This is a genomic window from Mycobacterium sp. RTGN5 (assembly GCF_033804465.1).
In the GTDB taxonomy this organism is placed as follows: Bacteria; Actinomycetota; Actinomycetes; order Mycobacteriales; family Mycobacteriaceae; genus Mycobacterium.
Genome location: NZ_JAPZLA010000002.1, coordinates 38,787 through 51,100 on the forward strand (window position 1 = coordinate 38,787; position 12,314 = coordinate 51,100).

Annotated in this window: 12 protein-coding genes; 6 read left to right on the forward strand and 6 right to left on the reverse strand. The window is 66.1% G+C overall.

From position 1 onward, the window contains the following. Positions 1 to 13 precede the first annotated feature (13 nt). Positions 14 to 757, forward strand: coding sequence for an SHOCT domain-containing protein (locus SLQ31_RS12745; RefSeq protein WP_319433146.1), 744 nt, complete (start codon positions 14 to 16; stop codon positions 755 to 757). Between the two features lie 20 nt (positions 758 to 777). Further along, positions 778 to 1,929: a zinc-binding dehydrogenase gene (locus SLQ31_RS12750; protein WP_319433147.1), complete on the forward strand. Its 1,152-nt coding sequence runs from the start codon at positions 778 to 780 to the stop codon at positions 1,927 to 1,929. Here SLQ31_RS12750 and SLQ31_RS12755 read toward each other — a convergent pair. Then, positions 1,926 to 2,549, reverse strand: a complete 624-nt coding sequence (locus tag SLQ31_RS12755; protein ID WP_319433148.1) for an MBL fold metallo-hydrolase — start codon at positions 2,547 to 2,549, stop codon at positions 1,926 to 1,928. The genes SLQ31_RS12750 and SLQ31_RS12755 overlap by 4 nt on opposite strands. Next, positions 2,549 to 3,634: an S-(hydroxymethyl)mycothiol dehydrogenase gene (locus tag SLQ31_RS12760; protein ID WP_319433149.1), complete on the reverse strand. Its 1,086-nt coding sequence runs from the start codon at positions 3,632 to 3,634 to the stop codon at positions 2,549 to 2,551. Before SLQ31_RS12760 ends, SLQ31_RS12755 begins: the two co-directional genes overlap by 1 nt. Positions 3,635 to 3,703: 69 nt before the next feature. Here SLQ31_RS12760 and SLQ31_RS12765 point away from each other — a divergent pair, with 69 nt between their 5' ends. From SLQ31_RS12765 to SLQ31_RS12775, 3 genes are all read left to right on the forward strand, one after another. Then, positions 3,704 to 4,642, forward strand: a complete 939-nt coding sequence (locus SLQ31_RS12765) for a hypothetical protein (RefSeq protein WP_319433150.1) — start codon at positions 3,704 to 3,706, stop codon at positions 4,640 to 4,642. Between the two features lie 19 nt (positions 4,643 to 4,661). Next, entirely contained in the window at positions 4,662 to 5,489 is an 828-nt protein-coding gene (locus SLQ31_RS12770; protein ID WP_319433151.1) for a serine hydrolase domain-containing protein, read from the forward strand. A 108-nt stretch (positions 5,490 to 5,597) separates the two neighbouring features. Continuing rightward, the gene (locus tag SLQ31_RS12775) at positions 5,598 to 6,110 is read left to right on the forward strand and encodes a DUF3145 domain-containing protein (RefSeq protein ID WP_319433152.1); all 513 of its coding nucleotides are present in this window, start codon (positions 5,598 to 5,600) and stop codon (positions 6,108 to 6,110) included. A gap of 80 nt (positions 6,111 to 6,190) precedes the next feature. On the opposite strand, the gene SLQ31_RS12780 is transcribed toward SLQ31_RS12775, so the two are convergent. Further along, positions 6,191 to 8,731, reverse strand: a complete 2,541-nt coding sequence (locus tag SLQ31_RS12780; protein WP_319433153.1) for a beta-propeller fold lactonase family protein — start codon at positions 8,729 to 8,731, stop codon at positions 6,191 to 6,193. A 171-nt stretch (positions 8,732 to 8,902) separates the two neighbouring features. Between SLQ31_RS12780 and SLQ31_RS12785 the strand changes: the two genes are divergently transcribed. After that, complete coding sequence (locus SLQ31_RS12785; RefSeq protein ID WP_319433154.1) at positions 8,903 to 9,340, forward strand: SRPBCC family protein; 438 nt, start codon at positions 8,903 to 8,905, stop codon at positions 9,338 to 9,340. Between the two features lie 12 nt (positions 9,341 to 9,352). Here the strand turns inward: SLQ31_RS12785 and SLQ31_RS12790 are convergent, their stop codons facing one another. The 3 genes from SLQ31_RS12790 to SLQ31_RS12800 form a co-directional block, all read right to left on the reverse strand. Continuing rightward, a complete protein-coding gene (locus SLQ31_RS12790; RefSeq protein ID WP_319433155.1) occupies positions 9,353 to 9,652 on the reverse strand; it encodes a hypothetical protein in 300 nt (99 codons plus the stop codon). Positions 9,653 to 9,781: 129 nt separating this feature from the next. Then, positions 9,782 to 10,690 (reverse strand): diacylglycerol kinase, encoded by a 909-nt coding sequence (locus SLQ31_RS12795; RefSeq protein ID WP_319433156.1) that lies wholly within the window; start codon positions 10,688 to 10,690, stop codon positions 9,782 to 9,784. Further along, on the reverse strand, positions 10,687 to 12,267 hold the full coding sequence (locus SLQ31_RS12800) for an FAD-binding oxidoreductase (RefSeq protein ID WP_319434600.1): 1,581 nt from the start codon (positions 12,265 to 12,267) through the stop codon (positions 10,687 to 10,689). The genes SLQ31_RS12795 and SLQ31_RS12800 overlap by 4 nt, the downstream gene beginning before the upstream one ends. Between the last annotated feature and the right edge of the window lie 47 nt (positions 12,268 to 12,314).

A 12,314-nucleotide genomic window follows, 5' to 3' on the forward strand; every position in this document is an offset into this window, starting at 1 on the left:
CACACTTTCGGCCATGGCCGGCGCCAGAAGTGTCTCCCGCATCCTGACGATCTCCGGGATTCTCATGATGGTGGTCGGCGGCGCCGGCTTCATCCTGGTGATGATCCTGAACGCCTTTGTGCTCGACGAGTTCGACGCTTACGGCGAGGTGCCCATCCCGGGCTCGGGGCAGGTGCAGCTGCCTGCCGGGCAGGCGCAGATCAGCTTTCACACGTCGGTGACGGGTTCCCCGTCGAGCGGGTTTCCACTACCTGCCCTCAAGCTGAGCATCATCCCGCCCGAGGGCGTCGCCGATCCGGTGCTGACCGAAAACCACGGCACGCTAACGACTATCAACAGCGACACCCACATGCGGATCTGGACCGCGGAGATCCCCGCAGCCGGGACATACAAGATTCGCACCGACGGGCCGGTGGGCGGCTACATCAATCCGCAGCTGGCTTTCGGCAAGGAGGGCGGCAGTGACTATCTGCACTTCGTGTTCTTGGGGGTGCTGGGTCTCGGGCTGCTGGATCTGATCGTGGCACTGTTCCTGCGCAAGAGGAGCGGCGGTGACCGGACCGTGGCGCCCGTGCTGAATGCACCACTCGATGCCTATACGCCCTACACGCCTGCGTCCTACACGCCTGCGTCCTACACACCCACGGACCAGGGTGTTCGCCTGGAGCAGCTGAAAACCATTGCTGCCCTGCGTGATTCAGGAGCTTTGACGCAGGCCGAGTTCGACGCGGAGAAACGCAGGATCCTCGGCGAGTAGGGCGTCTACACTCGGCACACGTGAAGGCTGTCAGCTGTGTGCACGGGACGCTATCGGTGATCGACCTGCCGGCGCCGGAGCCCGCCGAGGGCCAGCTGGTGCTCGATGTCGCGAGTTGTGGCATCTGCGGATCGGACCTGCACGCCAAGGATCATGCCGACGAGCTGGCCGGGGTCACGGCGGAGATGGGCTACCGCGACATGATGCGTAGCGACACCCCCGTGGTGATGGGCCACGAGTTCTCCGGCGAGGTTGCCGAGCGTGGGCGCAAGACACCAAAGGCCTTCAAGGCCGGGACCAGGGTGGTGTCCTTCCCGCTGGTTCGCGCCCATGGCGGCGTGCACCCCACCGGCCTTTCCCCGCGTGCTCCTGGCGGGTACGCCGAGCAGGTTCTGGTCCAGGCGGCCATGACGTTCGCGGTGCCCAACGGTCTGTCCCTGGACGTCGCGGCGCTGACCGAGCCGATGGCAGTCGGGCTGCACGCGGTACGCGTCAGCGAGATCAAGAAGCGTGACACCGCGATCGTGATCGGCTGTGGGCCAGTTGGTTTGGCGATCATCTGCCAACTGAAGACGCTCGGGGTGAGCACCATTGTCGCCAGCGATTTCTCGCCGGGACGGCGGGCGCTGGCCGCCCGCTGCGGCGCGCACGTCGTCGTTGATCCGAAGGTGGACTCGCCGTACGCGAAAGCAGGGTTCCCGCCGGCCGACGCCCCGGCCCTGTACGAGTTCGGTATGAGCGCCATGGAGAAGCTGCGGAAGTTGCCCGGGTGGCAGCACGTCTACCGCGCTGGCGACGCGTTGGGTGCCGCCGGACCGAAGCGGCCCGTCATCTTCGAATGCGTCGGCGTGCCAGGGGTGCTCGACGCGATCATCGCGGCGGCCCCACTGAACTCGAGGGTGCTCGTCGCCGGGGTGTGCATGGGCGCAGACCAGCTGCGGCCATCGATGGCCAATGTCAAAGAGGTCGACCTGCGGTTCGTGTTGGCTTACACCCCACTGGAATTCCGCGACACCCTGTACATGCTCGCCGACGGCAAGCTCGATGCCTCGGCGTTGGTGACCGGCAAGGTCGGGCTTGACGGGGTGGCCGCGGCCTTCGACGCACTCGGTGATCCCGAGGTGCACGCGAAGATCCTCATCGATCCGCGCAGCGCCGCAACGGCGCCTTAGCTGCCCTTTTTCACCCAGTCGTCGTAGTTGACCAGCTCGTCGCCGATACGGGTGGTATCGCCGTGGCCGGTGTAGACGACGGTATCGGCGGGCAGCTTACCCAGCTTGTCCTTGATCGACCCGAGGATGGTCGGGAAGTCGGAGAACGACCGGCCCGTCGCGCCGGGGCCACCCTGGAACAGGGTGTCGCCGGAGAAGACCGCACCCAGCGCCGGGGCGTACAGGCAGGTGGAGCCGGGGGAGTGCCCGGGGGTGGCGATGGCGTGCAGTTCGATACCGTCGGCCTTGAAAATCTGGCCGTCCTCGATGGTGTGGAACGGCTTGTCGCCGTGCGTCATTCGCCACAGCATGTCGTCGGCCGGATTCAGCAGAACCGGGGCGTCGAGATCGGCCGACAGCTGCGGTGCGACGGTGATGTGGTCGTTATGGCCGTGGGTGCACACCACCGCGACGACGTGCCGGTTGCCGACGGCGTCCTCGATGGCCTTGGCGTTGTGGGCGGCGTCGATGACGATCACCTCAGAGTCGTCACCGACGATCCAGATGTTGTTGTCGACTTCCCAACTGCCACCGTCGAGTTCGAAGGTGCCGCTGGTGACCACCCGCTCGATGCCGGCCATCAGAGCACGACCACCGAGCGCAGGACCTCACCGGCGTGCATCTTGTGGAAGGCCTCTTCGATGGCGTCGAGTCCGATGCGTTCGGAGACGAATTTCTCCAGCGGCAGGCGGCCCTCGCGGTACAGGCTGATCAGGGTGGGGAAGTCGCGTTCGGGTAGGCAGTCGCCGTACCAGGAGGACTTCAGCGAGCCGCCGCGGGAGAAGAAGTCCACCAGCGGCATCTCGAGTTTCATGTCGGGGGTTGGAACACCCACCAGGACAACGGTTCCGGCGAGGTCGCGGGCGTAGAACGCCTGCTTCCAGGTCTCGGGCCGTCCGACGGCGTCGATCACCACGTCAGCGCCGTTGCCGTCGGTCAGATCCTGGATGGTCTCGACCACGTCGAACTCTTTGGCGTTGATGGTGTGGGTGGCGCCGAACTCGCGGGCCCAGTTCAGCTTCTGATTGTCGGTGTCGATGGCGATGATCTTCTTCGCCCCGACCAGGGCGGCCCCGGCGATCGCGGCGTCCCCGACGCCGCCGCATCCGATCACGGCGACGGTGTCGTCACGGCCGACGTTGCCGGTGTTGATCGCAGCTCCGAGCCCGGCCATCACGCCGCAGCCGAGCAGCCCAGCCACGGCGGGGTCGGCCTCGGGATCGACCTTGGTGCACTGTCCTTCGTGGACCAGGGTCTTGTCGGCGAAGGCGCCGATGCCCAGTGCGGGTGTCAGTTCGGTGCCGTCAGTCAGCGTCATCTTCTGGGTGGCGTTGTGGGTGTTGAAGCAGTACCAGGGGCGGCCGCGTTTGCAGGCCCGGCACTGACCGCACACCGCGCGCCAGTTCAGGACCACGAAATCACCCGGCTCGACGTTGGTGACACCCGCGCCGATCGACTCGACGGTGCCGGCGGCCTCGTGGCCCAGCAGGAAGGGGTACTCGTCGTTGATGCCGCCCTCGCGGTAGGTCAGGTCGGTATGGCAGACGCCGCACGCGATGACCTTGACCACCACCTCACCGGGACCGGGGTCGGGGATGACGATGTCGACCAACTCGACGGGCTGTTTCTTGGATCGCGAGATCACACCGCGCACTGTCTGGCTCATGGGCCAAACATTAGCGCGACGGATGTGGAATGCGCCGTGCCGGTCTCGGTCGGAAGCTACGGTGAAGGCTTGCTCACCGTGAGGGTAGAAACCCAGACCGACCTGCTGGTCATGGCCCGTGCCGCCCAGCGCGGCGGCGACTTCGAAACCAGCTATGCGGCGTTCTCCCGGGCCGGTGCCGTGGGCCCGCTGGCCGTCGACGATCTGGACGCGCTGGCGATCGCCGCGGGGACGCGCGGCCACAGCCGTGAGGCCATGCGGGTCGGCGAACTCGTCTACGTCCGGCTCACCCGAACCGATCCCAGTGCGGCGGCGGGGAAGGCGGTCGAGCTCGGTGCGGCGTGGTTGTCGCGGGGTGAGTGGGCCGTCGGCCAGAGCTGGATCCGCCGGGCGCGTGGCTTGCTTGCCGGTGCGCCCGAGAGCCCCGTGCTGGTGAAACTGACGTATCTGGAAACCGTGCTGGCGGTGCTCACCGACGACGTCGAGCTCGCGGCGGAGCGCGCGGCGATATTGCGGGACATGTCCCTGGTGGGTAGGCAGACCGCGGCGGCAGGCGAGGCGTACTACCAACTCGGCGAGGTGCGGCGGCGCCGCGGTGACGTCGACGGGGCGTTCGCGGCCTATGCCAGGGCCCATGAGTTGGGGGTCACGCCGCAGCCCGGCGAGGCGTTATTGCGCTGTGCGCTGGGCGATGTGGAGGGGGCGCGTTCCGCGGTGCGGGCGGCGATCGCGGCGGCCGACTCGGGTGATCTGCCCCGGCTCCTGCGGGGTGCGGCCCAGATCGCCTTGGCGGCAGGCGATCTCGACGAGGTCGAGGGCTGTCTGCGGGAGCTGGAGTCCGCCGGTGCCGTCGACAACCTGCTGCGCGGCGCGGTGCTGGTGCGTCGCGGCCGCCACCGCGAGGCGCTGACGGTATTACAGGCGGCGTTGCGGGAGTCGGGGTATGAGAACGCCGAGGCCTACGAGTGGATGGGGCAGGCGCGCCGCGGTCTCGGCACGGCCATCTGAGGCCGGTAGCCTGCTCTGGATGTCCACGCCACTCGATCTGATCGCCGATTGGCCCGTACCTGCGGCAGCTGCTGCGGTGGTGGGCAGCGCCGGAGTGATCGCCGAGTACGGCGACACCGCCGCGCAGTTTCGGCTGGCCTCGGTCACCAAACCCCTCGCGGCGCGCGCGGCTCAGGTGGCTGTCGAAGAGGGTGTGGTGGAGCTGGACACCCCGGCGGGCCCACCGGGCAGCACTGTCCGGCATCTGCTGGCGCATGCCTCGGGGCTCTCGATGCATTCCGCCGAGGTGATGGCCGAACCCGGCAAGCGGCGGGTCTACTCGAACTACGGCTTCCAGGTGTTGGCCGAGGCGATCGAGGCGAATGCGGGCATCGAGTTCGGCCGCTATCTGGCCGAGGCGGTCTTCGAACCGCTGGGCATGGGGGGCTCGCGCTTGGAGGGTGGCGCGGCGGCGGCCGGCTATGGCGGGGTGTCCACGGTGGCCGATCTGGCGGCTTTCGCGCAGGACCTGCTGGCCCCGCGGACGGTGTCGGCGCAGCTGCACGATTGCGCGACCAGTGTGCAGTTTGCGGGTCTGAGTGGGGTGTTGCCGGGATTTGGGGTCCAGAGGCCCAACGACTGGGGTCTGGGCTTCGAGATCCGGGACGGGAAGTCACCGCACTGGACCGGGTTTGCTAACTCACCGGGGACCTACGGTCATTTCGGTCAAGCGGGCACGTTCCTGTGGGTGGACCCGGAGCGGGCATTGTCGCTGGTAGTGCTCACGAACCGGGATTTTGACGAGTGGGCCAAGCCACTCTGGCCGGCGATCTCTGATGAAGTTCTGAGAGTGTACGGAGCGAACTAGCGCAACAGGGGCCCCACAAGGCACAATAAGCACGTACGACACAACCGCATCTTCGGAAACACCAGGTCGTTGGGGAAGACGTCCCTCGTGAAACCGAAGGAGAAGGTTATGCGTGCGTCGAACCAGTTCGCCGATGCGACGACTGGCGTGGTGTACATCCATGCCTCTCCCGCAGCAGTGTGCCCACATGTGGAGTGGGCGCTTTCGTCGACCCTGAATGCCAGGGCGAATCTGAAGTGGACCCCACAGCCGGCCATGCCCGGGCAGTTGCGTGCGGTGACCAATTGGACGGGTCCCGTCGGTACCGGGGCGCGGCTGGCCAATGCGCTGCGCTCGTGGTCGGTCCTGCGGTTCGAGGTCACCGAGGATCCCAGCGCCGGCGTTGACGGTGAGCGGTTCTGCCATACCCCGCAGCTGGGTCTGTGGGCTGGGGCGATGAGCGCCAACGGCGACATCATGGTCGGCGAGATGCGGTTGCGCGACCTGATGGCCTCGGGTGCCGACACGCTGGCGGCCGAGCTGGACTCGGTCCTGGGCACGGCCTGGGACGAAGCGCTCGAGCCCTACCGCGATGGCGGCGACGGCGCCGAGGTCAGCTGGCTGAGCCGGGGAGTCGGCTAGAAACTCTCTCCGCGAGCAGACGCAAACTCGTATGAATCCGGCGCGAATCGTACGAGTTTGTGTCTGCTCGCGGGAGTCGGCTAGTACGTGACGCTGGTATGCGTTTGGTCGATGACCGTTCCGCCGAACCGCTGGATGTCCTTGTTGATGCTCTTGAGCGCGCTGCCCGCCGTCTTCACCAGCGTGTCAAACGATTTCGAGGCTTGTACGTACGTTGCCCCGTCATGATTTCCGACACCAAGAGTGTTTCCCAGTGCCGTGCCGGTCAGTTTGGTATCCGTCCAGGCGATAGCGCCTTTATCGGTGTTGGATGCGTCGTACGACGCCCACGCCGCCTGTTGGGACCAGTTGATGAGTTTGTCGCCCTTGTCGACAATCGCCAGCACGCTCTTTTTGGAGCCAGCCTGCACTCCCAGATCCGAGAGCGTCTTGGACAGCGGTGAACCATAAGTGACGACCGTTGTGACAGCGTCTTTGTGCTTTCCTGTCGCGGCGTAGTTCTGCATTTGAATCCCACCGCCGCTGAACCCGACCAACATGATTTCCGTCGGCTTCCACTCGTCATACATGGTGTCGATGAAGTTAGTGACCCCTGGATTCACGGAACCGAATGCGACGGCGTCAAACGAGGCCGCAAGGTCGGGGCTGTCAAGGTTGATCCCCGACACGTAGACCACCATCCGCTTGGTCTTTTTATCGGAGCCCAAGACCAGCTGCGCACTGATGACATCGCTGCCGTGCATGTTCGTGAACAAGGTTTGGGCACTGGGCGCCAAGGCGATCGGCGCGACCTTTACCGTGACCGGCACGCTCGTGATGCCACCGTGTGCGTCATTGATGGTGACGGTGAAAGCGTCGGTCTTGACTGCCGTGCTCGCATTCGCCGCCCCCGCATCCAGGCGTGCCTGTTCGGTCGGGGTGTAGGTAAACGAGCCGTTCGCGCCCATCACGACGGACCCCTTCAGCGCCCCAGATGCGCTGAAACTCAGGGAGTCTTTGTCGGCGTCGGTGGCAGAGACCGTGACGGTGATCGCCCCGGTGGCCGGATCCGCTGTTCCCAACTTCGGGGTGGCCTTGCTCGGCGCCGTGTTCTTCGGGCTGATGTTCACGGTGATGGGCAACGTGACGGTGTCGCCCAGGCTGCTGGTCATCGTCACCGTGAAGGTGTCGGTCAAGTCGGCCGCGGTCGCGGTTCTCGCCGAGGCGGCGTGCCTGGCGGCCGCGGTGGGGGTGTAGGTGAGTGCGCCGGTGGTCTTGTTGATCGTGACCTTGCCCTTGGCTGGCACCGTCGCCGTGAACGTCAGCTTTGCATTGCCCGGATTGACCACCGTGAACTTGCCCGTGATGGCACCGGTTGTCGCGTTCGGCGCGCTCAGTGCAACCGAGGCGCCGGTGGTTTCGAGCACCACCACCTGATTGCTACTCCAGTTGGCGACGTACACCCGCTTGCCGTCCGGGCTGACTGCCACAGCGGGCAATTGATTGCCTGTGCCGACTGTAAAGCTGTTGGTAACCGCGCTCGTTGCGGTGCTGATCACCGACACCGAATTGGCGTTCTCATTGGCGACGTACACGCGCTTGCCGTCCGCGCTGATCGCCACAGCAGACGGGCTATCGCCGACCGTGATCTTGGTCGCGACGGTGTTGGTCGCGGTGTTGATCACCGATACCGAATCCTCGTCCCAACTGCCGACATACACGCGGGTTCCGTCGGGGCTGACCGCCACACCGGTCGGGACCTTTCCGACCGCGACGGTGGCGGCGACGCCATTGGTGGCGGTGTTGATGACCGAGACCGTGTTGCCGTAGTAATTGGCGACGTACACGCGGGTGCCGTCGCGGCTGACCGCCAAGTCTTGAGGTCGGCTGCCGACCGCGATTGTGGCGACGCCGTTGGTGGCGGTGTTGATGACCGAGACCGTGTTGCTGTTCCAGTTGGCGACGTACACGCGGGACCCGTCGGGGCTGACCACCACCCGCACGGGGTTGTCGCCGACCGGGATCGTGGCGGTGACGGTGTTGGTGGCGGTGTTGATCACCGACACCGCATCGGCGTTTCCGCTGGCGACATAGACGCGGGTGCCGTCCGGGCTGACGGCCAACCCTTCGGAGTGTTGGCCGACTGCGATTCGGGTGACCACAGCATTGGTGGCGGTGTTGATCACCACCACCGAGTCGCCGTAGTAGCCGCTGGTGACGTACAGGCGAGTGCCGTCCGGGCTGACCGCCACACCCGCTGGCATCGAGACCGCGATCGGGGCGATGGGCCCGGTGGGGTTTGCCGCCGCCGCAGTCGGTGTGGCTGCCCGAGTGGCGCGCGCGGACAGCAGAATGGGCGGAGCCGGTTCTGTTGCTGCCGAAAGCTTTTCAGGTATCTGCGTGGTGCGTCGTGCCGACAATCGCGGCGTGGTCGCTGAACTTGATCTGGCAGTCGATGGACGAGCCTTGGCGGACGGCTTCTTATCCGCCGTCGCCGCGTGCGCCGACGTTGTCCTGCTCGACGTCCCGGAGTCACCCTCGTCGGCGTGGGCCATCCCCGTTCCGTTGGCCAACGCAACGCCCATACCGAATGTGATTGCTCCGGCCCCCAGCCAGCGATACGGAATCGCTTTCCGCGGCATACGGCGCTTACCCGACATCGAGTCCCCCAACCCTGATCCAACGGATAGCCGGCGATGCGCCGTTGCTATCGAGTCCATGCAGGAACTTATCAGCTAATCAGCAGGATTGAGGAGTGTGTCAAAGAAGGTTGCTCGGTGTCCGTAGTCGCGGCTACCGCCTAACCTGAAGACATGGTCCATCTCCGCGTCGAGAAAACGATCTACGCGCCGCCCGAAAAAGTCTTCGCCTGGCTGGCTGACCCGGTGAACCTGAAGTCAGCCCCGCTGACCGTCACGGCGGACTGGGCGAAAGACTCGCCGGCTCCAGCGGGCCTGGGTGCCATCCGCACCGGCTTCGCGATCGGCCTCTGGTTTCGCGAGGAGATCACCGCCTACGATCCGCCGCACAGTTACAGCTACCTGATCATCAAATCGGTCCCCGCCTTCGATCATGAGACCGGCACGCTGACCTTCACTCCGGACGGCGACGGCACCCACGTCGACTGGGTGAGCACCTACACCCATCCGGCGAAGGGTGGTGGCAAGGCGATGGAGGCGCTCACCTCACGGCTGCTGCCGTGGAATTTCAACGCGATTCTCGACGGCTGCGCGAAGGCGTTGGAGCGCTAGGCCGTTCGGCCGTCAGTTGTTGGTATCGGGGCAGGACAGGTCGACGTAAACGCTGCCCGGGTTCTGCTGGCCTGCCATCACCATGAGGTGGCCGTCCGACATCATCACGGTGAGGCCGTGGATGCCGCTGACCGTACATCTGTTGAGCGCCATCCCCGACGGCATGTTGTACATCACGTTGTAGCCCTGGTCCTGCAACATCTTGGTGACGTCGGCAGCGTTGGTTGAGTCGGCGACCGCGGTGCCGGCCGCGGCCAGCGTTGCCGCCGTCAGCGCACAGACGACAGCTGCCGTGAGGGTGATTCTCTTCATGCGTCGGGCTCCAATTGTTGGGAAGCGCGGTCGGGCCAGACGGTCAGCCTTCGGCCGAATCGTATCCAGGCAAACGCCGCCCGACGCTCGCAGCGTTGACTGTTAAGACTTCCGTCAGAGTCTCGCCGCTTAGCGCGGCCCAGCTGGCCGGCACAGAATCTTCAATGCACCTGAAACCGCGGAGATCTCGGCGGGAAGCGGGCACACATAGTCGCCGTCGGCGTAGGCGTTGATGCCGGGGGAGTCGACGGTGATCGTGCGGGCCCGGTCGGTGGTCACCTGGGGAAGGTTCACGTGGGTGCCCTTGAAGACCGTCGGGAACAACCGGATCAGCTTCGTGCGCGACGAGGAATGCACCATCGTGATGTCGAGCATTCCGTCGCAGTGATTAGCTCCCGGCGTGATCAACATGCCACCGCCGTAACTGCGAGTGTTGCCGAACGCCGCCAACGTCAGGTCGGTGACGATCTCCCGCTCGCCGTCGAGCACCAGCCGAAATGGCAACGGCCGCAACTGGGAGATCTCCGCGACGAGCGCGACGTTGTAACGCATCCGGCCGTGTGGCCAGCTCATCCGGTTGACGCGATCGCTGACCAGCGAGTCGAATCCGGTCGCGGCCACCGTCCCGAACCAGGTGCTGGACCCGTCGGCGCCCTTGATGAGCCCGAGGTCGACGGTTTCGGTGTGCCCGGCGGCGATGATGTCGACGGCCGCCACCGGATCGGCCGTCGGCAGCCCGTATTCGCGAGCGTGGTCGTTACCGGTCCCGGCCGGTACGATCCCTAGCGGAATGTCGGTGCGCGCCAACGCCTGCAGCGCCAAGCGGATCACTCCGTCACCGCCCACCACGACCAGTGCATCGGTCTCGCGGGTCAGCGCGTCATCGACCAATTCGCGGGCGTGGGCGGCATCGCGGCCGATGATTCCGGTCACGTTGATCCCGAGCTCCTGGAAGCGAGCCACCGCCAGCTCCCCGGCATGCGGCGCGTTGCCGTGACCCGACTTCGGGTTCGTCAGGACGGTGACGTGGGAAATCACGGAATCAGCTTGCCTGGGTTCAGAATCCCCGCCGGGTCGACAGCTTGCTTGACGGCCCGCAGTACCTTCACGCCGAGCTCACCGATCTCCGCGCCCATCCATGGTCGGTGATCAGCCCCGACCGCGTGATGGTGGGTGATGGTGCCGCCGGTGCGCGAAATCGCATCGGAGGCAGCAACTTTAGCGGCCAGCCACTGCGCGGCGACGTCACCGCGCTGGCCGGCCACGACGGTGAAGTACAGCGATGCCCCGGTGGGATACACATGCGAAATGTGGCACATCACCAACGCGGGCGTGCCGCTTTCGGCAAGCGATGAGGTCAGCGCCTCGGTGACCGCGGCTTTCAGCGTGGTCAGGTTGGCCCACGTGGTGGCCGTCTCCAAGGTCTCGCACAATGCGCCGGCGGCCAGCAGGGAATCGCGCAGATACGGTGCGTCGAAACGGCCGTGCTCCCATGCCCGCGCCGGGGCCTCGCCCAGCGAGGTGCCGCCCTGGGCTTCTAACACTGCGCGGGTTTCGGCGTGCCTGCTCTCGGTGTGTGCGGCGCTTCCCTCGAACAAGCTGAGCGCCAGGCACCCGCCGGTGATGCTCTGCTCACCGATGTTCCCGGTGGTCGCCAGGTTCACGCCGGTCTCGGCCTCGTCCGACAACCTCAGCACGGTGGGCCCGGTGCCGATCTGGGTCACAGCGCGAAACGCGGCCGCGCCGGTGGCGAAGTCGGGGAACGACCACGCCTCGTAGCGCACCGTCTCCGGGACCGGATGCACCCGCAGCCGAACCCGGGTGATGACACCGAAGACACCCTCGGACCCGGAGAACAGTTCCCGCAGATCGGGCCCGGCGGCGGTCTCCGGCGCTCGCCCGCCGAGGTTCAGGACGCCGACCGGGGTGACCACCGTCAGCCCCCGAATCATGTCGTTGAACCGGCCATACCCGGCGGAATCCTGCCCCGAGGAGCGGGTGGCTGCGTACCCGCCGATGGTGGCGAACCGGAAGCTCTGCGGGAAGTGCCCCAGCGAGAAGCCGTGCTCACCCAGCAGGCGCTCGGCATCCGGCCCGGTGACGCCGGCACCCAGTTCCGCCTGCATCGACGTCTCGTCCAGCGAATGCAGTGCGTCGAGCCGGCGCAGGTCCAGTGAGATGACGGCGGCGAAATCGCCGCGGATCGGGTCGAGTCCGCCGACCACGCTGGTGCCGCCACCGAACGGCACCACGGCGATGCCGTGCTGCGAGCAGTAGCGCAGCACGGTCGCGATCTCGTCCTCGCTACCCGGAAGCAACACCGCATCCGGCGCATCCTGGTGGGTCTGCTTGCGGCGCAACAGATCCAGTGTCGATTTGCCGCCGGCATACAACAGCCGGCCCTGGTCGTCGGTACGGATGTAGTCGGCACCCACGAATTCCGCGAGTGCATCGCGGTGCACCTCCGCCAATCCCGACGGGCGCACCTGCACCTCGGCGATCGACGGCGCGGGGACCTCATTTACGGTCACGCCGAGTGCCTGCTCGAGCAGTGTCCGAATGCCGTCGGAGAGGGGCTTGGCGGCAGCGGGGTCACCCCAGGCGTTCCAGGCCATCGGGGGAACCAGGGTGCGGGCATCGTTGCTCATGCGTTACAGTATTA